Annotated in this window: 21 protein-coding genes; 14 read left to right on the top strand and 7 right to left on the bottom strand. The window is 72.1% G+C overall.

What is annotated here, in order from left to right:
• Positions 1-67 precede the first annotated feature (67 nt).
• From ACUY4T_RS09210 to ACUY4T_RS09250, 9 genes are all read left to right on the top strand, one after another.
• Complete coding sequence (locus tag ACUY4T_RS09210) at positions 68-442, top strand: holo-ACP synthase (RefSeq protein WP_446018691.1); 375 nt, start codon at positions 68-70, stop codon at positions 440-442.
• Positions 439-1,578 (top strand): alanine racemase, encoded by a 1,140-nt coding sequence (gene alr, locus ACUY4T_RS09215; protein WP_446018629.1) that lies wholly within the window; start codon positions 439-441, stop codon positions 1,576-1,578. The genes ACUY4T_RS09210 and alr overlap by 4 nt, the downstream gene beginning before the upstream one ends.
• Positions 1,575-2,093, top strand: coding sequence for a tRNA (adenosine(37)-N6)-threonylcarbamoyltransferase complex ATPase subunit type 1 TsaE (tsaE, locus tag ACUY4T_RS09220; RefSeq protein WP_446018630.1), 519 nt, complete (start codon positions 1,575-1,577; stop codon positions 2,091-2,093). Before alr ends, tsaE begins: the two co-directional genes overlap by 4 nt.
• A 10-nt stretch (positions 2,094-2,103) precedes the next feature.
• Positions 2,104-2,727, top strand: coding sequence for a tRNA (adenosine(37)-N6)-threonylcarbamoyltransferase complex dimerization subunit type 1 TsaB (gene tsaB / locus ACUY4T_RS09225; RefSeq protein ID WP_446018631.1), 624 nt, complete (start codon positions 2,104-2,106; stop codon positions 2,725-2,727).
• Positions 2,724-3,248, top strand: coding sequence for a ribosomal protein S18-alanine N-acetyltransferase (gene rimI / locus ACUY4T_RS09230; RefSeq protein ID WP_446018632.1), 525 nt, complete (start codon positions 2,724-2,726; stop codon positions 3,246-3,248). The genes tsaB and rimI overlap by 4 nt, the downstream gene beginning before the upstream one ends.
• Positions 3,245-4,294: a tRNA (adenosine(37)-N6)-threonylcarbamoyltransferase complex transferase subunit TsaD gene (gene tsaD / locus ACUY4T_RS09235; RefSeq protein WP_446018633.1), complete on the top strand. Its 1,050-nt coding sequence runs from the start codon at positions 3,245-3,247 to the stop codon at positions 4,292-4,294. Before rimI ends, tsaD begins: the two co-directional genes overlap by 4 nt.
• A 167-nt stretch (positions 4,295-4,461) precedes the next feature.
• A complete protein-coding gene (locus tag ACUY4T_RS09240; protein ID WP_446018634.1) occupies positions 4,462-4,833 on the top strand; it encodes a DUF4190 domain-containing protein in 372 nt (123 codons plus the stop codon).
• Positions 4,834-4,861: 28 nt separating this feature from the next.
• On the top strand, positions 4,862-5,617 hold the full coding sequence (locus tag ACUY4T_RS09245) for a DUF4190 domain-containing protein (RefSeq protein ID WP_446018635.1): 756 nt from the start codon (positions 4,862-4,864) through the stop codon (positions 5,615-5,617).
• A gap of 11 nt (positions 5,618-5,628) precedes the next feature.
• Positions 5,629-6,069: a hypothetical protein gene (locus ACUY4T_RS09250; RefSeq protein WP_446018636.1), complete on the top strand. Its 441-nt coding sequence runs from the start codon at positions 5,629-5,631 to the stop codon at positions 6,067-6,069.
• Positions 6,070-6,094: 25 nt separating this feature from the next.
• Here the strand turns inward: ACUY4T_RS09250 and ACUY4T_RS09255 are convergent, their stop codons facing one another.
• On the bottom strand, positions 6,095-7,282 hold the full coding sequence (locus ACUY4T_RS09255; RefSeq protein WP_446018637.1) for a class I SAM-dependent methyltransferase: 1,188 nt from the start codon (positions 7,280-7,282) through the stop codon (positions 6,095-6,097).
• Between the two features lie 132 nt (positions 7,283-7,414).
• Between ACUY4T_RS09255 and groES the strand changes: the two genes are divergently transcribed.
• The 3 genes from groES to ACUY4T_RS09270 all read left to right on the top strand — a co-directional run bounded on the left by groES (position 7,415) and on the right by ACUY4T_RS09270 (position 10,382).
• The gene (groES, locus tag ACUY4T_RS09260) at positions 7,415-7,711 is read left to right on the top strand and encodes a co-chaperone GroES (protein WP_055894868.1); all 297 of its coding nucleotides are present in this window, start codon (positions 7,415-7,417) and stop codon (positions 7,709-7,711) included.
• A 130-nt stretch (positions 7,712-7,841) separates the two neighbouring features.
• Positions 7,842-8,792: an EamA family transporter RarD gene (rarD, locus tag ACUY4T_RS09265; protein ID WP_446018638.1), complete on the top strand. Its 951-nt coding sequence runs from the start codon at positions 7,842-7,844 to the stop codon at positions 8,790-8,792.
• Positions 8,793-9,077: 285 nt separating this feature from the next.
• The gene (locus ACUY4T_RS09270) at positions 9,078-10,382 is read left to right on the top strand and encodes an ABC transporter substrate-binding protein (RefSeq protein ID WP_446018639.1); all 1,305 of its coding nucleotides are present in this window, start codon (positions 9,078-9,080) and stop codon (positions 10,380-10,382) included.
• Positions 10,383-10,947: 565 nt separating this feature from the next.
• On the opposite strand, the gene ACUY4T_RS09275 is transcribed toward ACUY4T_RS09270, so the two are convergent.
• Genes ACUY4T_RS09275 through ACUY4T_RS09290 form a run of 4 tightly spaced genes read right to left on the bottom strand, consistent with a single transcriptional unit; the run spans position 10,948 to position 14,930 of the window.
• Positions 10,948-11,718: an ABC transporter ATP-binding protein gene (locus ACUY4T_RS09275; RefSeq protein ID WP_446018640.1), complete on the bottom strand. Its 771-nt coding sequence runs from the start codon at positions 11,716-11,718 to the stop codon at positions 10,948-10,950.
• Positions 11,705-12,619, bottom strand: coding sequence for an ABC transporter ATP-binding protein (locus tag ACUY4T_RS09280; protein WP_446018641.1), 915 nt, complete (start codon positions 12,617-12,619; stop codon positions 11,705-11,707). The genes ACUY4T_RS09275 and ACUY4T_RS09280 overlap by 14 nt, the downstream gene beginning before the upstream one ends.
• Entirely contained in the window at positions 12,609-13,589 is a 981-nt protein-coding gene (locus ACUY4T_RS09285) for a branched-chain amino acid ABC transporter permease (RefSeq protein WP_446018642.1), read from the bottom strand. The genes ACUY4T_RS09280 and ACUY4T_RS09285 overlap by 11 nt, the downstream gene beginning before the upstream one ends.
• A 12-nt stretch (positions 13,590-13,601) precedes the next feature.
• Complete coding sequence (locus tag ACUY4T_RS09290; RefSeq protein ID WP_446018643.1) at positions 13,602-14,930, bottom strand: branched-chain amino acid ABC transporter permease; 1,329 nt, start codon at positions 14,928-14,930, stop codon at positions 13,602-13,604.
• A gap of 252 nt (positions 14,931-15,182) precedes the next feature.
• Between ACUY4T_RS09290 and guaB the strand changes: the two genes are divergently transcribed.
• Positions 15,183-16,685 (top strand): IMP dehydrogenase, encoded by a 1,503-nt coding sequence (gene guaB / locus ACUY4T_RS09295; RefSeq protein WP_446018644.1) that lies wholly within the window; start codon positions 15,183-15,185, stop codon positions 16,683-16,685.
• 4 nt (positions 16,686-16,689) lie between these two features.
• Here the strand turns inward: guaB and ACUY4T_RS09300 are convergent, their stop codons facing one another.
• On the bottom strand, positions 16,690-17,841 hold the full coding sequence (locus ACUY4T_RS09300; RefSeq protein WP_446018645.1) for a MalY/PatB family protein: 1,152 nt from the start codon (positions 17,839-17,841) through the stop codon (positions 16,690-16,692).
• A 140-nt stretch (positions 17,842-17,981) separates the two neighbouring features.
• On the opposite strand from ACUY4T_RS09300, the gene ACUY4T_RS09305 reads away from it, so the two are divergent.
• Positions 17,982-19,682: an ABC-F family ATP-binding cassette domain-containing protein gene (locus ACUY4T_RS09305; RefSeq protein ID WP_446018646.1), complete on the top strand. Its 1,701-nt coding sequence runs from the start codon at positions 17,982-17,984 to the stop codon at positions 19,680-19,682.
• A gap of 15 nt (positions 19,683-19,697) precedes the next feature.
• Here ACUY4T_RS09305 and ACUY4T_RS09310 read toward each other — a convergent pair whose 3' ends face one another.
• Positions 19,698-22,217: an MSCRAMM family protein gene (locus ACUY4T_RS09310; protein WP_446018647.1), complete on the bottom strand. Its 2,520-nt coding sequence runs from the start codon at positions 22,215-22,217 to the stop codon at positions 19,698-19,700.
• Positions 22,218-22,236: the final 19 nt, after the last annotated feature.

The following is a 22,236-nucleotide window of genomic DNA, read 5'->3' on the forward strand; positions in this document are numbered from 1 at the left end:
CGTCGCGCTGCGGCGCCCGCGGCCTCGGAGTGCGGCAGACTCGAGACGTGCAGTCGTGGAGGATCGGGTGATCGCGGGCATCGGCATCGACGTGGTCGACATCGCGCGCTTCGAGCGCTCGCTGGAGCGCACGCCCGCGCTGCGCGAGCGCCTGTTCGCCGAGAGCGAACGCGAGCGGCCGGCCCGCTCGCTGGCCGCACGCTTCGCGGCGAAGGAGGCGCTGATCAAGGCGCTCGGCGGCCACGCCGTGATCCGCTGGCACGACATGCGCATCGTGCAGGATGCCGACGGCAACCCCGACTTCGCCCTGTCGGGAGCCCTCTCGCGGCACGTCGCCGAACTGGGGATCGACCGCGTCCACCTCTCGATGAGCCACGACGCGGGGATCGCGAGTGCCTTCGTCGTGCTCGAACGCGCCGAGTCGCGAGGAGACGCGCAGTGAACGAGGACCCGCGCCCCGGCCCGTTCCGGGAGGCGGTGGTCGACCTCGACGCCGTCCGTCGCAACGTCCGGACGATCGCCGCCGCGGTCGCCCCCGCGGCGGTGATGGCCGTGGTCAAGGCCGACGCCTACGGGCACGCGGCGATCCCGGTCGCGCGCGCCGCGCTCGACGCCGGCGCGGACTGGCTCGGCGTGGCCGACGTGGCGGAGGCGCTCCCCATCCGCAGCGCCGGGATCGAGGCCCCGATCCTCGCCTGGCTGCACGATCCCGACGCCGAGTTCGCCGACGCCGTCGCCGCCGACGTCGACCTCGGCATCTCCTCCGAGGCGCAGCTCGACGCCGCGGCGCGAGCCGCGGCCCGGGTCGGGCGAACCGCGCACGTGCACCTCAAGCTCGACACCGGGCTGAGCCGCAACGGCATCCCGCCGGAGGCGTGGCCGTCCGTGGTCGCCCGCGCCGCCGAGCTGGAACGGGACGGCCGGATCCGCGTCCGCGGGATGTTCAGCCACCTCGCGAACACGTCGGCCGAGGAGGACGCCGCGCAACTCGCGGCGTTCCGCCGTGGCGAGCAGCAGGCCGTCGCGGCGGGGCTCCGGCCCGAGCTGCGCCACCTCGCGTCGACGGCGGCCGCGCTCAGGTTCCCCGAAGCCCGCCTCGACCTCGTGCGCATCGGGATCGGGCTGTACGGGATCCCGCCCTTCGGCGACGGGACGACGGCCGCCGACCTGGGACTCAGCCCCGTGATGACGCTGCGTGGCCGGGTCGCGGCGGTGCGCCGCATCCCCGCGGGCGCGGGGGTCTCCTACGACCACGTCTGGCGGGCGGAGCGGCCGACCACGCTCGCGCTCGTGCCGCTGGGCTACGCCGACGGCGTGCCGCGCCAGGCCTCGGGCCGTGCCGAGGTGCTCGTCCGGGGCCGCCGGCACCCGGTCGTGGGCCGGATCGCCATGGACCAGTTCCTCGTCGACATGGGCGACGACGCGGTCGCGGTCGGCGACGAGGTCGTGCTCTTCGGGGACCCCGGCGCGGGCGCCCCGTCCGCCGACGACTGGGGCGACGCGGCCGACACCATCGGCTACGACATCGTGACGCGCATCGGCCCACGCGTGAAGAGGACCCACGTGGAGGACGCATGATCCGCCGGGCGATCCCCGACGCCGACGCCATGGAGGAGCTGGGTCGCGAGCTCGGCCGCCAGCTTCGCGCCGGCGACCTCGTCGTGCTCACCGGCCCGCTCGGTGCGGGCAAGACCACGCTCACGCGCGGGATCGGCGACGGGCTCGGCGTGCGGGGTCCCGTGCAGAGCCCCACCTTCGTGCTCGCGCGCACCCACCCGAGCCTGGTCGGCGGGGCGCCGCTCGTGCACGTCGACGCCTACCGGCTGGGCGGCGCCGCCGAGCTCGAGGACCTCGACCTCGACTTCGACCACTCCGCCGTCGTCGTCGAATGGGGCGCGGGCCTGCTCGACGGGGTCAGCGAGTCCTGGCTCGAGGTGGTGATCGCGCGGCGCCGCGGCGGCGGCGAGCTTCCCGGCGCCGACGACCTCGAGCTCGACGAGCCGCGCTCGGTCGAGCTCGTCGGCCACGGCCCGCGCTGGGCCGGCACCCCCTACGCCGCCGACGCCCAGCTCGGTCCCGCGACCGCGAACTAGGCTGGAGGCCATGCTCCTCGCGATCGACACCTCCACGGGCACCAGCGTCGCCGTGGTCGACCGCGACGGCGTCGTCCTGGCCGAGCACGGCACCGACGACACGATGCGGCACGCCGAAGTCGTCGGCGGCTTCATCCGCGACGCGCTCGCCGACGCCCGCGTCCGCGCGAGCGACCTGGCCGGGGTGGCCGGCGGCATGGGGCCAGGGCCGTTCACGGGGCTGCGGGTCGGGATCGCCGCCGCGCACGCCTTCGCGCTCGGTGCGGGCCGCCCGTTCCTCCCCGTGGTGAGCCACGACGCGATCGCGCACGCCTGGTACGCGTCCGGGGGCTCCGGGCCGCTGCAGGTGGTCACCGACGCACGGCGGCGGGAGTCCGCCGTGAGCGACTACGACGGGCTCGACGGCGACGGCCTGCCCCTGCGGGGAGCACCGCCGCGGCTCGAGCCGCGCGACGCGGTGCCGGAGCCACGCGGCATCCGCTTCGACGCCCGCACGGTCTCGGCCGGCGCGCTCGGCTCGCTCGCCGTGCTCGCGCAGGCCGCCGGGCGGCTCCCGCTCGCGGTCGACGAACCCCTCTACCTCCGCGCGCCCGACGTGACCCCCTCCTCGGCGCCGAAGCGGGTGCTGGGATGAGCCTCATGCTGCGTCGCGCCCGGCCGGACGACCTCGACGGCGTCATGGCCCTCGAGCGCTCGGTCTTCGTCGCCGACGCGTGGCCGGCCGAGGCCATGCGCTCCGAGCTCGCCGGCGAGCACACGTACTACCTCGTCGCCGTCGACGACGCCCGCCCCCGGGAGGTGCTCGGGTACGCGGGGCTCCTCGCGCCGCGCGGCTCAGGGCAGGGCGACATCCAGACCATCGCGGTCGAGCCGGCGCATCGCGGCGCCGGGCTGGGTCGCGCGCTCGTGAACGCGCTGATCGACGAGGCACGGCGGCGCGGAGCGCACGAGCTGTTCCTCGAGGTCCGCGCCGACAACCCCGTCGCGCGCGCGCTCTACGAATCGCTCGGGTTCCGCGCGACCGGGGTGCGACGCGGCTACTACCAGCCAGACGGCGTCGACGCGATCGCGATGCGACTCGACGTGCCCCCGCCGATGGCGCGGCCCGCGGCATCCGGACGAGACGCCACCGCCCCCGCAGGAGACCCCGCATGAACCGCGACGCCCCGCTCGTCCTCGGCATCGAGACCTCGTGCGACGAGACCGGAGTCGGCATCGTCCGTGGCACCGAGCTGCTCGCCAACGCCGTGGCGTCGTCGATGGAGGAGCACGCCCGCTACGGCGGGGTCGTGCCCGAGGTCGCCGCACGCGCTCACCTCGAGGCGCTCGGGCCCACCATCCGGGCAGCGCTCGACGCGGCCTCCGTCGAACCGGCCGACCTCGACGCGGTCGCCGTCACCAATGGACCGGGCCTAGCCGGCGCGCTGATGGTCGGCGTCGGAGCGGCCAAGGCGCTCGCGCTCTCGCTCGACAAGCCGGTCTACGCGGTCAACCACCTCGTCGGCCACGTCGGCGCCGACCTCATCGGCGACCGGCCGCTCGAGACGCCGAGCGTCGCGCTCCTCGTCTCGGGCGGGCACACGTCGCTGCTGCTCGTGCGAGACCTGGACTCCGACGTGGAGCTGCTCGGCGAGACGATCGACGACGCGGCCGGCGAGGCCTTCGACAAGGTCGCCCGGCTGCTCGGCCTTCCCTACCCGGGCGGACCCGAGATCGACCGCGCGGCCGTCGGCGGCGACCCCGACGCCATCCGCTTCCCCCGGGGCCTGACACGACCCAAGGACCTCGAGCGGCACCGCTACGACTTCTCGTTCTCGGGCCTGAAGACCGCGGTGGCGCGCTGGGTCGAGCAGCGCGAGGCGGCGGGCGAGCCGGTGCCGCTCGCCGACGTCGCCGCGAGCTTCCGCGAGGCGGTCGTCGACGTGCTCGTCTCGAAGGCCATCGCGGCGTGCACCGACCTCGGCGTGCCGCGCCTGCTCCTCGGCGGAGGCGTGGTCGCGAACCGCCGGCTGCGCGAGGTGGCGGAGCAGCGGGCGGATGCCGCGGGAATCGCGCTGCGGATCCCGCCGCTGTCGCTCTGCACCGACAACGGGGCGATGATCGCCGCGCTCGGCGCCCGCCTCATCATGGCGGGTCACGCCCCCTCCGGCCTCGGCTTCGGGGCCGATTCGACGCTCCCCGTCACCGACATCCAGGCCTGAGCGACGACGGGGAGGCCTCCCCGGTGCGGATCGTGCCGTCGAACCGCTAGCCTGACCCTCGGCGCTCCCGCGAACGGGGGCCGCCGACCCGCGCCCCCGATCGTTGACATGGCCCGAGGGCACTGCCAGCATGGCCGGGTCCACAGCATGCACAAGAGGAGCCAGGAATGACCGACCCCAACGACCCCAACCGTTCCGACGTCCCGCCGCCCCCGCCCGCCGCTCCCGCGGCGCCCGCGTACGGCAGCGCCCCCGCCTACGACTCGAGCGCACCGTCCTCCGGTGCCCCGGCGTCGCAGAAGACCAACGTCCTCGCCATCGTCTCGCTGGTGTCGTCGTTCCTCATCCCGCTCGTCGGCATCATCACGGGCCACATCGCGCTGAGCCAGATCAAGAAGACGGGCGAGCAGGGTCGTGGCCTCGCGGTCGCCGGCCTGATCATCGGCTACGTCCTGTTCGTGGTCGGCATCATCGTGGCGATCGCCTACTTCGCGCTGATCGCCGCCGCGGTCAACAGCGGATCCGTCAGCGGATACTGATCCGCCCAGCGCACGAAAGGGGCTCGACATGAGCGATCCGAGGCAGCCAGACGAGCCGGTGGAGCCGAGCGCGCCATCCGAGCCGTCCGTCCCGGCTGAGCCGGTCGAGCCCCCCGTGCCGGCGGAGCCGGGCGCGCCGTCCGAGCCGGCGGTCCCCGCCGAGCCGGCGCCGCCCGCCCCATCGGAGCCGGCGCCGCCCGCCCCATCGGAGCCGGCGCCGCCGGCCCCGTCCGAGCCGACGGTCCCGCCCGCCCCGCCGGAGCCCCCGGTCGAGCCGGCCCCGCCGGCCGCACCCGAGCCGCCGGCACCGCCCGCACCACCGGCGCCGCCGGCCCCGCCCGAGCCTCCGGCCGCTCCGGTCTACGGCCCGGGCACGAGCGGCAACGCGGCCTTCCCTCCGCCGCCTCCTCCGGCTCCCCCCGCCGCGGCGGCGGAGCCCTACGGGCAGCCCGCGAACCCGTACGGTGCGCCGGCGACCCCGTACGACGCCGCGTCCCCGGGAAGCCGGCCGACCGCGGTCTTCAGCCTCATCTCGCTGATCGCGGGCATCATCGGCGTGATCGGCGCCGGCATCGTCATCATCCCCTTCATCGGCGGCGTGCTGCAGCTGATCGTCCCCGCGGCCGCCGTCGTGCTGGGCTTCGTGGGCCGCCGCAAGGAGCCGGCCGCCAGGGGCATGTGGCTCACCGGCATCGTCCTCGGCTTCGTGGGCGTCGCCATCGCGGTGATCTCGATCGTCGCCTGGGCCGCGCTGTTCAGCCTGAGCGAGACCAGCTACTACTGAGGGCCGGCGGCGTGAGCGACCAGCGGATGCCCCCCGAGGGCGAGCACCGGGCCGACCGGCCGCGGGTCGGCTCGTCCGACCCCGGGCCGCCGCGCGAGTTCGAGGCGCCGTACGACACCGCGGAGCTGCACGGACTGCCCACCGGGCAGCTGCTCGCGGTCGGTCGCCCCGAGCCGGCCCCGGAGTACGACGCCGACGACGACGAGCAGCGGCGCGTCTGGAGCCGGCTCGCGGCGGCCCTCGGCGTCGTCGGCGCGATCGCCTCGCTGTTCGTGGGATGGATGCTGCCGGTGTCCGTGGCCGCGATCGTGTTCGGCGTGCTCGGCCTGCGCCGCGAGGAGCACGCACGCATCCCGGCGTTCATCGGGATCGGCACGGGGATCACCGGCCTGGTGTTCTCCGGCGTGTGGATCGGGTACTACGCCATCGTCTTCGGCGCACTGCCCCGCTGAGCCGGCCCCCGCGCGCGGCCGCCGTTCAGAGGCGCTCCACGAGGAGGGCCACGTGGCGCCCCTCCTCGCGGGTGAGCACGACGGTGGCCGACGTCTCGCCCTTGAGCTTCAGTCGGGTGCGCAGGGCTGCCGGGTCGACGTCCACGCCGCGCTTCTTGATCTCGAGCGTGCCGACCCCGCGCGAGCGCAGCGCCTGCCGCAGGTGGCGCTCGTCGGCCGGCAGGCGGTCGACCACCCGGAAGCCGCGCGCGAAGGGCGTGTCGAACTCCCGATCCGCCGTCATGTAGGCGATCCCGTCGCTCAGCATCCACGCGCCGTTCGCGCGGGCGAGGTCTCCGATGAGGCGTGCGCGGATGACGGCGCCGTCCGGTTCGTAGAGGTAGTCCCCTAGCGGGCCCACCGGGGCGTCCTCGCTGTCGGCCGGCGCCACGAGCTCGTGCGCCGCATCGCCGCGGATCACGAGGGCGGCGCGCCCGACGCCCGGGCGGGCCAGCAGGCCGGTCCAGACGGCCAGCTCGACCACGTCCCCGTCGACCGAGACCCACTGGGCCTCGGTGCCCTCCGGCACGAGGTCCCGGTCCGTGCCCGGTCCGAGCTTCACGCCCACCGGCATCCGCTCGGCCAGGCCGAACGCGAAGTCGAGCGACGGGGTGTAGTCGCCGGCGTCGGCCAGGCGCCGCGTCGTCCCGCCGGACGTGCTGCGCCGCGCGGGGTCGAGCCAGGCGGCGTCGATCCCGCCCAGCGAGACCTCCTCGGCCATCGAGTGCAGCACGCTGACCCGGGGGAAGGGCGTGAGGTTGAAGGAGGCGATGGCCGCGGTGACCTCGTCGGCGTCGGCGGCGGTCACCTCGAGGTCCATCGCGGCGAAGGCGAGTGCGTCGCCGCCGATCCCGCAGCCGAGGTCGGCGACGTGCCGGAGCCCGGCGCGTGCGTAGCGGCCGGCGTGGAGGGCTGCGACGCGGAGCCGGGTCGCCTGCTCGAGGCCGGCCTCGGTGAAGAGCATGCGGTCGGCGAACTCGCCGAACTTCGACCTGGCCCTCGCGCGGAGCCGGGACTGGGTCAGCACGGCGGCCACGAGCCCGGGGGAGTGGCCCTGCGCGCGCAGGTCGGCGACGAGCTTCACGACGTCGGCGCGGGCGGTCCACGGGGGCAGCGAATCGAGCAGGTCGAGCCCCTCGGGCGAGAGCAGTTCGACGAGCTCGGCGCGTTCCACCCGGCCACGCTAGCACCCGCGGCATGGCGGTTGGCACTCACGTTGCACGAGTGCCAGAACCCCCCTAGACTCTGGTTAGCACTCTCGTTCAGAGGCTGCTAACCCCAGTCTTCGTCAAGAAAGAGGTCAACCGTGTCGGTTTCCATCAAGCCGCTCGAGGATCGCATCGTCATCAAGCAGGTCGAGGCCGAGCAGACCACCGCTTCCGGCCTGGTCATCCCCGACACCGCCAAGGAGAAGCCCCAGGAGGGCGAGGTCGTGGCGGTCGGCCCGGGTCGCATCGACGACAACGGCAACCGCGTCCCGCTCGACGTGGCCGTCGGCGACAAGGTGATCTACTCCAAGTACGGCGGTACCGAGGTCAAGTTCGGCGGCGAGGACTACCTCGTGCTGTCGGCCCGCGACGTGCTCGCGGTCGTCGTCCGCTAGTCGGTACGCACGCTTCGAAGCGGCCCGGATGCCACACGGCATCCGGGCCGCTTCGCGTCTGTCGGGATCTGCACGGAATGCGGCAGTCGCGCGCCGACGAGCGGCCGGAGGCCGAGCGTAGGCTGGTCCGGTGACCAGCACTCCCACCGTCGCCGACGCCCGACCGCAGCGCGCGGGACTCAGTCGCAGCGGCCTCGCCTACGCGGTCTCCGCATACGGCCTGTGGGGCTTCCTCCCCATCTACTTCCTCGCCCTCGCGCCCACGGGGCCCGTCGAGATCGTCGCCTGGCGCATCCTCCTGTCGCTGGTCTTCTGTGCGCTCCTGATCGTGCTCACGCGCTCCTGGCGCTCCTTCCGGGCGCTCCTGCGAGACCGCCGGGTGGTGCTCACCATGGGGGCGGCGGGCGTCCTCATCTTCGTCAACTGGCTGACCTACGTCTTCGCGACGCTCAACGGCCAGGTGGTCGAAGCGGCGCTCGGATACTTCATCAACCCGATCGTCACGGTCTTCCTCGGCGTCTTCGTGCTGCGCGAGCGGTTGAACGCCACCCAGTGGACCGCCGTCGGCATCTCGATCGTCGCGGTGGTCGTGCTGGCGGTCGGGTACGGGCAGCTGCCGTGGATCGCGCTCGTCCTCGCCTTCAGCTTCGGCTTCTACGGCCTGATCAAGAAGCGCGTCGGCCATCGCGTCGACGCGGTGTCCGGGCTCACGCTCGAGACGGCGTGGCTCGCGCCGTTCGCGGCGGTGCTGCTGGTGCTCGTCGGGGCGAGCGGCGCGCTGTCGATGGGCTCGCTCGGCGCGTGGCACACCGTGCTCCTGCTGTCGGCGGGCGCGGTGACCGCCGTGCCGCTCCTGCTGTTCGCCGCCGCGTCGCGGCGGCTCCCGCTCACGTACATGGGCTTCATCCAGTACTTCGCCCCGTTCATCCAGTTCCTCGTGGGCGTGGTCGTCCTGCGCGAGCCGATGCCGCTGGAGCGCTGGATCGGGTTCGGGCTCGTCTGGCTCGCGCTCGCGGTGCTCACGTTCGACCTGCTGCGGGGGGCTCGCGCCACGCGACGAGCTGCGCTCGAGCCGGTCTGAACGCCGCGCCGCGAGCGGGTCCGGTCGTTCGGACCCCCCGTCCGGGGGTGCCGGAGGGGCGGATCGGGTCGGTGGGACGGTGCGGGATCCGTGCGCGAATCGGCCGGTGGACGCCATATTCGTGCGTGCGACGGCGAGCGGATGCCGCGGCGGCCGCCATCGGGAGGGTGTTACCGGGTTGTGATCGGATCTCCTTGTTTCCACATGGGCCGGGCAATACTGTCGAGACCATCGGCGTCGCCAGACGCCGGAATGTGTCCCATTCCTTCAGTCCCAAGGAGCAACATGAGCGTATTCGCGAAGGCCAGGTCCTCGCGCTCGGGTCGCGCAGCTTGGACGGGCATCGCCATCGCCGGCGTGAGCGCCCTCCTCCTGACCGCGTGCAGCACGGGTGCCGACACCGAGCCCGAGGAGTCGGAGGCCCCGGCCGAGACCGGCGACGCCCAGCCCATCGAGGCGGGCGAGCGCGACCTCACCCTCAAGGTCGGTACGATCCTGCCGCAGTCCGGCGCGCTCGCGTTCCTCGGCCCGCCCGAGGAGGCGGGTGTGGCGCTCGCCGCGCAGGACATCAACGACGCCGACATGGGCATCCAGGTCGAGGTCGTCTACCGCGACTCGGGTGACACCACCACCGACACCGCGACCGTCTCGGTCACCGACCTCCTCTCGCAGGACGTCTCGGCGATCATCGGCGCCGCCTCGTCGGGTGTCTCCAAGACCGTCATCGACCAGATCGTCGCCGCCGGCGTCGTGCAGTTCTCGCCGGCCAACACGTCGGCCGACTTCACCGAGTACGACGACAACAACCTGTACTGGCGCACGGCTCCGTCCGACGTCCTGCAGGGCGAGGTGCTCGGCAACCTGATCGCCGAGGACGGCAACGCCACGCTCGGCCTGATCGTGCTGAACGACGCCTACGGCACCGGTCTCGCGCAGTTCACGCGCGAGGCGTTCGAGGCCGCGGGCGGCGAGGTCGTCGCCGAGGCGCTCTTCAACGAGGGCGACTCGAGCTTCGACGCGCAGATCTCCGAGGTCACGGCGGCCAACCCCGACGCGATCGCGCTGATCACGTTCGACCAGGCGAAGGTCATCACGCCGGCCCTCGTCGGCAGCGGCTACCCCGGCGACAAGCTGTACTTCGTCGACGGCAACCTCGCCGACTACAGCGCCGACTTCGCGCCCGGCCTCGTCGCCGGCTCGAAGGGCACGCTGCCCGGCCTCGACGTGGGCACCCTCGGTGACTTCACCGACCGCCTGCTCGAGATCGACCCGGCGCTGACCGACTACAGCTACGCGGCGGAGTCCTACGACGCGCTGGTGCTCATCGCGCTCGCGGCCTACGCGGCCAACAGCACCGACGGCACCGACATCGCGGCGTACCTGCAGCAGGTCTCGGGTGGTTCGGGCGAAGGCGAGAAGGTCGACACCTTCTCGGCTGGCGCCGAGCTCCTCACCGAGGGCGAGCAGATCGACTACGACGGCCCCTCCGGCCCGGTCACGTTCGACGGGAACGGCGACCCGACCGAGGCGACCATCGGCATCTTCCAGTACAACGACGGCAACACCTACGACCGCATCGGCGACGGCTGATCGTTTCGTGAAGAGAGGGCCCCGGCTTCGGCCGGGGCCCTTTCGCGTGCCCGGCAGCGGAGGTCGGCGAGCCCGCCCGTCCGATCGATCGTCGCGGCGGAGCGACGCCCGTGCCGCATCCGCTCGCGCGCTGGCCGGTGCGGTCTCGGCGGTTCGCCGCACCCGCGCCGGGGCATAGACCGCGGACGCACCGCGGACACGTCGCGAGCGCAGGCGGGCCCGGCCCGCGGCCTTTCCCGCGCGGCGCCGTGAGTGACGTTCTGGCACGCAGCTCGCCGCGCCGGGCGACGGGCCCCGGACGTTCGGCTCCGAACACCCGTGGAAGGGCTGTGACGGCCCCTGCTGGGCGCATCCAGGCGGCAAAGGGGGCATGAACCGGTATCGGGCGATGCCGGGGCGCCACGGCGTCGCAGCAGCGGCTACCCGCGTTCCGTTGCGCGCTGACCACAGGGGGCGGTCCACGGGTTCCCGGGCGGGTCCGTCGGTAGCGTCGTGCGACACGTCCGCGCAGACGAAAGGGCGGGAGATGCCGTGGCATCCCCCGCCCTTCGCGGTTGCTCGCGGACTACTCGTCTGCGCCGAGCGTGCCCAGGTAGAGCCCGATCACCTTCGGGTCGTTGAGCAGCTCGCGGCCGGTGCCCGTGTAGGCGTCGCGGCCCTGGTCGAGCACGTAGCCGCGGTCGCAGATCTGCAGGCAGCGGCGAGCGTTCTGCTCCACCATGATCGTCGTGACGCCGGCGCGGTTGATCTCCTTGACCCGCAGGAACGCCTCGTCCTGGCGGACCGGCGACAGGCCCGCGCTGGGCTCGTCGAGCAGCAGCACGTGCGGCCCCATCATGAGGGCGCGCGACATCGCGACCATCTGACGCTCACCGCCGGACAGCGAACCCGCACGCTGCCCGAGTCGCTTCTTGAGGTCCGGGAAGATCTCGGTCACGAACTCGAGCCGGTGCTTGAGGTCCTTGGGCTTCTGGAAGACGCCCATCTCGAGGTTCTCCTGGATGCTGAGCGAGGGGAACACGTTGTTCGTCTGCGGGACGAACCCGACCCCCTTGGCGACGAGCTTGTTCGCCTTGAGGTTGGTGATCTCCTCGCCCTGCAGGAAGATCCCGCCCTCGCGCACCTTCACGAGACCGAAGATCGACTTCAGCAGGGTCGACTTGCCGGCACCGTTCGGCCCGATGATGCCGATCAGCTCGCCGTCACGGGCGGTCAGGGAGCAGCTGTTGAGGATGTTGACGCCCGGCAGGTAGCCCGCGGTGACGTCGCGGACTTCGACGACCATGTCGCCCGTCGGCTCGAGCACCGGGCTCGCGGTGGGTTCACTGTTCGTCATCGATGAGCTCCTTCAGCACCTCGACGTGACCGGTGTCGGTCGCGCCGAGATCGGTGTCGTGGTGGGCGCCGAGGTAGGCGTCGATCACCGCGGGGTCCTGCATGACCTCGTGTGGGTCGCCCTCGGCGACGACGCGGCCCTCGGCCATGACGATCACCCAGTCGGCGATGTGCCGCACCATGTGCATGTCGTGCTCGACGAAGAGCACGGTCATGCCCTGGGTCTTGAGGTCGAGGATGTGGTCGAGGAGCGACTGGGTGAGCGCCGGGTTGACGCCCGCCATGGGCTCGTCGAGCATGACGAGCGTCGGGTCGCTCATGAGCGCCCTCGCCATCTCGAGGAGCTTCCGCTGGCCGCCGGAGAGGCTGGCCGCGTAATCGTCCTTCTTCGCGTCGAGCTTGAACCGCTTGAGCAGGTCCGTCGCCTTGTCCTCGATCTCCTGGTCCTGCTTCCGCCAGATCCCCGGGATCAGGCCGCGGAAGATGTTCTCCCCGACCTGGTCCTTCGCGCCGAGCTTCATGTTCTCCATGACGGAGAGCAGCCCGAGCGACTTGGTGAGCTGGAACGTGCGGATCAGGCCCATGCGCGCGACCCGGTAGGCGGGGACGTGCGCGAGCGATCGGCCCTCGAAGGACCAGTCGCCCGTGTCGGGCTTGTCGAAGCCGGTCAGCAGGTTGAAGAAGGTCGTCTTGCCCGCACCGTTCGGTCCGATGAGCGCCGTGATGGCGTTCCGCGGGATCTCGACGTGCTCGACGTCGACGGCCGTCAGGCCGCCGAACGTGCGCTTCACGTGGTCGGCGACGAGGATCGGGTCGACCTTCTTGACGCCGGGTGCCGGCTCGCCGACGTGGAGCCCGGTCGTCTTGACGGGCTTGGCATTGGGAGTGATGTCACTTGACAAAAGCAAGCTCCTTCTTGTTGCCCAGGATGCCCTGTGGCATGAATACCACTATCAGCATGATCGCCACGCCGACCAGGATGAACCGGAGCTGTCCGGCCTGCACCTGCGTCATGAACGGCAGCCACCCCGCCTCGACCGCACGGGCGATGAAGCCCGAGAAGAACGAGAGGAGCACCCAGAAGACGATGGAACCGAGGATCGGCCCCAGGATGGTCGCGGCCCCGCCCAGGAGCAGGATCGCGTAGATGAAGAACGTCAGGGTCGGCTGGAAGTAGCTCGGCACGACCGCTCTCGGCATCACGAAGATGATGCCGGCGATGGTGCCGAACAGGCCGCCCAGGATGAGGCTCTGCATCTTGTAGGAGTAGACGTTCTTGCCGAGCGCGCGCACGGCGTCCTCGTCCTCTCGGATGCCCTTGATGACGCGGCCCCACGGGCTGCGCATCAGCAGCCAGGTCAGCACCGCGGCGAGGATCACGACGATCCATCCGAGGATGAGGAAGAACCACGCCCGGTCGCTGAAGACCCACGGACCGAATCCGTAGCGGCCGTCGGGCAGCGGGTTCAGCGTCAGCAGGTCGCGCTGGTACTCCGACAGGCCGTTCGCCGAGCCGGTGACGGGCGCGAACTCGTTGGTCGTGAACGTCAGCCGCAGCACCTCGGCGGCGGCGATCGTCACGATGGCGAGGTAGTCCGCCCGCAGCCGGAGCGTCGGGATGCCGAGGATGAGCGCGAAGACCACCGACGCCAGCAGCGACGTCAGCAGGCAGGCCCACCACGGCCAGTCGAGCCGGAGCGCCGGGATCGCGTACCCGTACGCGCCGAGCAGCATGAAGCCCGCCTGTCCGAAGTTCAGCAGGCCGGTGAATCCGAAGTGGATGGCCAGGCCGAGTGCGGCCAGCGCGTAGGCGGCGGTGGTCGGGCTGATCAGCTCGACGGCCGCGTTTCCGAAGATTGCTCCCCAGTCCATGTCGTGGCCCTCCTATCCGATTCTCTCTTGTCGACCGAGGATGCCCTGCGGTCGGAACAGCAGCACCACGATCAGGATGACCAGGGCGCCGACGTACTTCATGTCGCTCGGCAGCCACAGCGTGGAGATCTCGACGAACAGGCCCACGATGAGCGAGCCGACGAGGGCGCCGAAGGCCGTGCCGAGTCCGCCGAGGGTGACCGCGGCGAAGACGAGCAGCAGGATCTGGAAGCCCATGTCCCAGCTGACGCCGGGACGGAAGTACGCCCAGAGGATGCCGGAGAGGCCGGCGAGCAGCGCGCCGAGCACCCACACGATGCGGATGACGCGGTCGACGTCGATGCCGCTCGCCGAGGCGAGTGGCGCGTTGTCGGAGACCGCGCGCGTGGCCTTGCCGATGCGGGTGCGGAGCAGGAAGAACGCCACGCCGAGGAGCACCACGATGCTGACGCCCATGCTCACGAGGTCGATCCACGAGAGCGCGACCGCGCCGAAGCGGATGTCCGACGGGAGCGTGGCGCCGGGGAGCTGGCTGGTCGAGCCGCCGTAGAAGAACTGGTACGTGTAGCGCAGCGCCAGCGAGAGCCCGATGCTCACGATCATGAGCTGGATGAGCCCGACGCCCCGTTTGCGCAGCGGCTTCCAGAGGGCCGCATCGAGGCCCCAGCCGAGTGCCGCGCTGAGGACGAGCGCCACGAGGATGGCGAGCCACAACGGCCACGCGAGATTGACGCCGAAGGTCAGCACCATCAACGCGCCGAACGTGATGAGCTCCGCGTGCGCGAAGTTCGACAGCCCGGTCGTGCCGAAGATGAGCGACAGGCCGATCGCCGCGAGGGCGAGCAGGAGGCCGAAGTTCAGGCCGTTGACCACGCGCTGCACCACTTGGTCGAAGTAGTTGACGGTGACCCGCTGCCCCTCTCCGAGGAAGAAGTTCACCGCCTTGCGCTTGGTCAGGCCGAACTCCGCCGTGACGGTGTCCTGGCCCTCGAGCACGACGACGCCCTCCGGGAGCGTGTCCTGGTCGAGCGTGACCTCGTACTCCGCCTTCTCCGGCACGCCGATCGTCCAGCGCCCATCGGCGTCCGACTCGGTCTCTGCCTCGAACCCGTTGCCCTCGACGGTGATGAGGACGCCCTCGAGCGCCTCACCCTCGAACTGCACGTTCCCGGTGAAGAAGAACTCGTACTCCTCCTCGGCGACTGGCTCGTCCGTACCCCCTTCGTCCGCCACCGCAGGGGACGCTGCGATGCCGGACAGAGTGAGTGCGGAGATCAGTATTCCGAGGAGGAGGAGCCACCTCCCGCGAGAACGTGTGGGGACTGTTCGCGTGGATTCCACTGCACCTCCAAAGGCCCCGACCGCGGGTGGGGTCGGGATCCGGCTTCCTGACGACAACGTCGTCGACAGTACGTGCCGATTATGTCCCAAGTGTTTCCGGCCCGGGCACAAACGGCCCTCGATTGTTATCCGGGGAATGCCGACCGCGCAAACTCGCTTAACATCGATGTACCGCACCGTTGCGCCCACGCCCCCCGCACACCGCCGGGCGGCGGTGGCGTGCGCTGGAATCGACACTCACGAAGGGGCGACATGGATCAGGCAGATCCGTTCGGATTCACGGGACTCACCTACGACGACGTCCTCCTCCTCCCGGGGCACACCGACGTGATCCCGAGCGAGGCCGACACGAGCTCGCGCCTGACCAAGCGCATCACCGTGGCCACCCCGCTGCTGTCCGCCGCGATGGACACCGTGACCGAGGCGCGCATGGCGATCGCCATGGCCAGGCAGGGCGGGATCGGCATCCTCCATCGCAACCTCTCGATCGCCGAGCAGGCCGAGATGGTCGACCGCGTGAAGCGCAGCGAGTCGGGCATGGTCTCGAACCCGGTGACGACCACGCCCGACGCCACCGTGGCCGAGGTCGACCAACTGTGCGCCACCTACCGCGTCTCCGGGCTCCCCGTGGTCGACGCCGAGGGGATCCTCGTCGGCATCATCACCAACCGCGACATGCGCTTCGTGTCCGACTTCGAGAAGGCCGAGACCAAGGTCGCCGACGTCATGACCAAGCCGCCGCTCATCACCGGTCGCGTGGGCATGGACCCCGACGAGGCCATCGCGATCTTCGCGCAGCACAAGGTCGAGAAGCTCCCGCTGGTCGACGACCGGGGCCGCCTGACGGGGCTCATCACGGTCAAGGACTTCGACAAGTCGGAGCAGTACCCGCACGCCACGAAGGACGAGGAGGGCCGGCTCCGCGTCGGCGCCGCCATGGGCTTCTTCGGCGACGCGTGGGAGCGTGCCGAGGCCCTCCGCGACGCCGGCGTCGACGTGCTCGTCGTCGACACGGCGAACGGCGAGTCGGCCGGCGTGCTCGACGTCATCCGCCGGCTCAAGGCCGACCCGACCTTCGCGCACATCGACGTGATCGGCGGCAACGTCGCGACCCGCGAGGGCGCGCAGGCGCTCGTCGACGCGGGCGCCGACGCCGTCAAGGTCGGCGTCGGGCCGGGCTCCATCTGCACGACGCGCGTCGTGGCCGGGGTCGGCGTGCCGCAGGTCACCGCGGTCTACGAGGCCTCGAAGGCCACGAAGCCCGCCGGGGTCCCACTGATCGCCGACGGCGGCCTGCAGTACTCCGGTGACATCGCCAAGGCCCTCGTCGCCGGCGCCGACACGGTCATGCTCGGTTCGCTGCTCGCGGGCACGGCCGAGAGCCCGGGGGAGCTGGTGTTCCAGAACGGCAAGCAGTTCAAGGCGTACCGCGGAATGGGCTCGCTGGGCGCGCTCCAGACGCGCGGCAAGAAGACCTCGTACTCCAAGGACCGGTACTTCCAGGCCGACGTGCCCAGCGACGAGAAGCTGATCCCCGAGGGCATCGAGGGGCAGGTCCCCTTCCGCGGGCCCGTCTCGGCGGTCGCATACCAGCTGGTCGGCGGACTCCGGCAGTCGATGTTCTACGTCGGCGCCCGCACCGTGGCCGAGCTGAAGTCGAAGGGCCGCTTCGTCCGGATCACCCCGGCAGGCCTCAAGGAGTCGCACCCGCACGACGTGCAGTTCGTCGTCGAGGCGCCGAACTACACCCGCTGAGGGTTCAGCGTGCCCCGGCGATCCGCGTGATCGCCTCGGCGAGCACCTCGGGCGAACACGCGAGGTTGAGGCGCGCGTGCCCGCGCCCGACCGCGCGGCCGAACATCGGGCCGTTCGCGAGCGCCACCCGGGCGCGTTCCAGCGCGACCACTGCGGGATCCTCGCCCCACCCGAGCGCGGAGAGGTCGAGCCAGGCGAGGTAGGTGGCCTCCGGCATCCGGTACCGGACGTCGGGGAGCTCGTCGGCCAGCAGGTCGGCGAGCAGCCGGCGATTGTCGTCGAGCGAGGCGAGCACGCCGTCGAGCCAGCGGTGCCCGTGCCGGAACGCCGCGACGGACGCGATGGCGCCGAACTGGCTCATCCGCCACTCGACCTCGTACGGGAACGCCGCGCGCACCGCGTCGCCGCGCTCGCTCGCGGTCAGGATGACGGCGGCCTTGAGGCCCGCGATGTTGAACGCCTTCGTCGCCCCGGTCACGGTCACGCCGTGCTCGCGCGCGGCATCCGACACCGTCAGGAACGGCGTGTACGGCGTCTCGGGCTGTGCCAGCGCGCCGTGCACCTCATCCGAGACGATGACGGCTCCGTGCCGGGCGGCGGCCTCGGCGAGTGCGGCGAGCTGGTCGCGCGACGGGACGAGACCGACCGGGTTGTGCGGGTTGCAGAGCACCATCGCGCGCGCTCCGGCGGCGAACGCCGCCTCGATGCCGTTCAGGTCGAGCGACCAGCCCTCGTCGATGCCGCCCGCCAGCGGCACCTCGACCACGGTGCCGCCGGCCTCGGTCACGAGGTCGAAGAACGGCGGGTAGATCGGCGGGTTCACGACCACGGGATCGCCCGGCCGGATGACCTGCCGCAGCACCTCGACGATGCCCATGCTCACGTCCGCGGTGCACGTGGCACGCGCCGGGTCGGGCTCCCACCCGAAGCGCTCGGCGGCGAACACGGCGAAGGCCTCGGCGACCGGCCGGCTGCCGGCGCTGTATCCCGTGTCCGACCGCCGCACGGCGGCGTGCAGCGCCTCGGCGATCGGCTCGGCGAGGGGATAGTCCATCTCGGCGACGGGCAGCGGGAGCACGTCGGGGTCGTACGAGCGCCACTTCGCGCTGGTCCGCGTGCGGAGAAGGTCGAGCGGTTCGGCGGCGACGCGATGCATGGGTCCAGCCTGCCGCACCGGACGGCATCCGGGCCGGTCCACGGCCGTGCCCGCGGCATCCGGACGCTGTGTATTCTGGACGGCTGCCCGTTCGGGCGCCGCGGCAGGACGCCGCGCATCGGACGGGAGCGCGCACGACCATGGGATTCATCGACGTGAACGGCGTCTCGTTCTCGCTGCCCGACGCCCGCCCCCTGCTGTCCGACCTCGCGTTCCGCGTGACCGAGGGGCGCACCACCGCGCTCATCGGGCAGAACGGCGCCGGCAAGACGACCCTGCTGCGCATCATCCGCGGCGAGCTGCGGCCCGACGAGGGGAGCGTCCAGGTCGACGGCGGCCTGGGCGTGATGGACCAGTTCGTCGGGCGGGGCGAGGTGGTCGACGGCGTCGATCGGACCGTGCACGGCCTGCTGGTGTCGGTCGCGCCGGCCCGCGTGCGCGCGGCGGCGATCGAGCTCGAACGAGCCGAGGACGCGCTCATCGAAACGGATGACACGGCCGCGCAGATGCGATACGCGTCGGCGCTCGCCGAGTACGCCGAGGCCGGCGGGTACGACCACGAGGTCCTCTGGGACCACTGCACCATGGCCGCCCTCGGCGTTCCGTTCGAACGGGCGAAGTGGCGCGAGCTGTCGACGCTCTCGGGCGGCGAGCAGAAGCGGCTCGCGCTGGAGGCGCTGCTGCGCGGGCCGGAGCAGGTGCTGCTGCTCGACGAGCCCGACAACTCGCTCGACGTGCCCGGCAAGCGATGGCTGGAGCAGCAGCTGCGGGCGACGCCGAAGACCGTGCTGCTCGTCTCGCACGACCGGGAACTGCTGGCGCGCGCCGCCGACCGCATCGTCACCCTCGAGGCGGGCAGCGCGGGGAGCACGGCCTGGGTGCACGGCGGCGGCTTCCGGGGCTACCACGAGGCACGGGAGGAGCGTTTCGCGCGACTCGACGAGCTGCGTCGCAGGTGGGACGAGCAGCATGCGCAGCTGAGGCAGCTCGTGCAGAACCTCAAGGTCAAGGCCACCTACAACGATGGGATGGCGTCGCGGTACCAGGCCGCGCTCACCCGGCTGCGGAAGTTCGAGGAGGCCGGCCCGCCGGAGGAACGCCCGCCGTCGCAGGCCGTCGCGATGCGCCTGCGCGGCGCCCGCACCGGCAAGCGCTCGGTGGTGTGCGAACGGCTCGAGCTGACCGGGCTGATGCGGCCGTTCGACCTCGAGGTCTGGTACGGCGACCGCGTCGCCGTCCTCGGTTCGAACGGGTCAGGCAAGTCGCACTTCCTCCGGCTCCTCGCGGGCGGCGGGACCGACCCCGACCCGGCGAAGGGCCACATGACGGATGTCGGTGCCGCGCTCGCTCGCGTGCCGCACACCGGTTCGGCGGTGCTCGGCGCCCGGGTCGTTCCCGGATGGTTCGCCCAGGGGCACGAGCTGCCCGGGCTGCGGGGCCGCACCCTGCTCGACATCCTTCACCGCGGCGACGCGAACCGGGACGGGATGGCGCGCGAGGCCGCGAGTTCGGCACTCGACCGGTACGGGCTCGCGTCCTCGGCCCAGCAGCGGTTCGACGACCTGTCCGGCGGCCAGCAGGCGCGCCTGCAGATCCTGCTGCTCGAGCTGTCGGGCGCGACCCTCCTCCTGCTCGACGAGCCGACCGACAACCTCGACCTCGTCTCGGCGGAGGCGCTCGAGGACGCGCTGCGTCGGTTCGACGGCACGGTGCTCGCGGTCACCCACGACCGATGGTTCACCCGCTCGTTCGACCGGTTCCTGGTGTTCCGCTCCGACGGGGAGGTCGTCGAGTCGGACCAGCCGGTGTTCGACGAGGCCCGCGTCGCGCGGGCGCGCTGAGTCGCGCGTACCGGCTCAGCCGCGCACCTGGTTGGGTTCGGCAGCCGGGGTCGCGCCCAACCCCGAGGAGGGGCCCTGCCCCACCTCGGCGGTCGGCGCCGAGACGGTCGAGACGGTCGTGTAGCCCGGCTTGGTCCCCGTCACGCGGACCGTGATCCGCATGCCGGCCTGCGCGCTGCCGAGCACCAGCGACGATTCGGTCCCTGCCGTGACCGGGATGCCGTTCGCGAACCAGCGGTAGGACAGCGTGGTGCCTGAGGACCAGCGTCCGGGCGACGCGGTGAGCGTCGATCCGGTCATCGGGTCGCCGACGATGGTCGGGATGCTCGAGGAGACCGGCGGGGCGATGACCGGATCGGTCGCCGACGAGGTCCGCGTCGTCGACGGCCGCCCCGGCGCGGAGGCGGTGACCCGGACCGCGATCCGCTTGCCCGTCTGCGCGGCGTCGAGTGCGACGGTCCTGGCCGTGGCGCCGGCGATCGCCACGTCGTCGGCGAGCCATTGGTACGACAGCGTGGCGCCGGTCGTGGAGGACCCCGCCGAGGCCGTGAGCGTGGAGCCGACCCAGGCCGATCCCGTGATCGTCGGGACGGTGAGACGGGTCGGCGAGTACGCCATCGCCGCGTCGATCCCCGTCGCCGCTCCGTCGGCATCGAGCACGATGGGTTCCGCGGTGTCCGCTGACGTGCGGTCGTTCCACCATTGCGTCACGTACGCGTCGTCCACGGCGAACCGCACGATGTACGTCCCGGCGGGCAGCCCGCTGAACGAGTACCGGCCGTTCGCGTCGGTGTACCGGTTCGCGACCGGTTGCCAGCCCGCTGCGTCGCCCGAGGAGACGGTGACGAAGACCCGCTCGAACGGCGACCCGTCGGGCCGCGTGACGGATCCGGCGACGGAGGCGCCCCTGGAGAGCTGGACGTCGCGGCCGCCCAGGACCTCCCCGACGCCCACCGTGAACGTCTCGGCCTCGGCCGCGGTCGCGCCGCCGCCCCACCACTCGGCGAGGTGGTCCGTGGCGGCGAACCGCAGCGTGTAGGTTCCGGCGCGAACGTCGTCGACCCCGTAGCGGCCGTCCGGGTAGACATGGGCGTACTTCACGTAGTGCGGTTCGCCGTCGCGGATCTCGTACAGGCTGACGCTTCCGCCGATGCCCTCGCCTTCGGCCGACGTGATCCGACCCGTGATGTTCGACTCCGGCGTCAGCTCCGCGTCGACACCCGTGACGTGCCGGCCCGCCCAGACGTCGATGAACGTCCGCTCCTCGGGCTCGCTCGCGTCGTCCCACCACTCCGGGAAGTAGTCCGAGCCGTCGAACAGCATCAGGCCGCTGCTGCGATTGTCGAAGTGGAGCGTGAAGCTCCCGCCGGGCAGCTGGGGGAAGCGGAAGCTGCCGTCGGCCCCGGTGCTCACCTGGTCGACGGGGCCGAGCCCGGGATGGATGCGAACCACCGCGGACTCGAGCGGCATCCCGTCCTTCCCCGTGACCCGGCCGGCGATCGAGCCGCCCGCGCCGAGGACCGCGTCCTGCTGCACGGCCACGCCGGCCGATGCCTCGAACTCCTCGGAGCGTGTCTCGAGGTAGTCCAGCCGAACCGGAGGCGTGGCCTTCATCCGGTAGCGCGCCGCCTTGACTCCGTCGATGACGTAGACGCCCTGATCGTCGGTCCGGGCGTAGTGCGTGACCTCGTCGCCCACGGGGGTATTCGTCGTCCACACCGACACGGAGACGTCCGGCAACGGCACGCCGTCGATTCCGGTGACCACGCCGGTGATCGTTGCGGCGCGGGGCAGCTGCACGTCCATGTCCGACCGGACCTCGTCGCGCGCGACGTCGAAGCGGGTCGCGCCTCCCTCGAACGGGCTCTCCCCCCACCACTCGTCGACCAGGCCGGTTCCCTCCGGCGGCAGGACGTGCAGCGTGTGGGAACCCGCGCGGAGCACGCCGAAGCGGTACGCGCCGGTCGCGTCCGTCGTCGTCGACGTCAGCCAACCCCAGTCGCCGCTCTCGTGCGGCCCGTAGGCGCGGACGGTGGCGCCGGGCAGCGCCGCCCCGTCGGCGCCGGTGACGACGCCGGAGATCGATGCGCCTGCGGACAATGCCGCGTCCATCCCGCTCAGGTGCTCGCCGGGCGCGACCTCGAAGGTCAGCGCATCGGACTGGCCCATCCGGTCGTCCCACCACTCGCCCACGTGCCCGCTGTCGCCGAAGAACCGGATCGAGTAGGTGCCGGCCTCGACGCCGTCGATCCGGTACGACCCGTCGGTGGCGGTGTTGTCCGAGGCGGTGTACGAGTACGAGCCTCCGTTGTCGCCCATGAGGTAGACGAGCAGGTCGGCGAGCGGGGCTCCGTCGGTGTCCGTCACGACGCCGGACACCGACGCGGATGCCTCGGCGGTCACGGTCGACGTCGCGGGCACGGAGGCCGACGCGGGCTGGAGCGCCGCGAGGCCGAGTCCGGCGCTGAGGAGCGTCGCCAGCGCGGCGCGGGCGAAGGTGCGGACGGGGGAGCGGCGGGGGGCGCTGCCGGGCAATCGGGTCTCCAGGGCGTTC

This window comes from Agromyces arachidis (genome assembly GCF_052805135.1).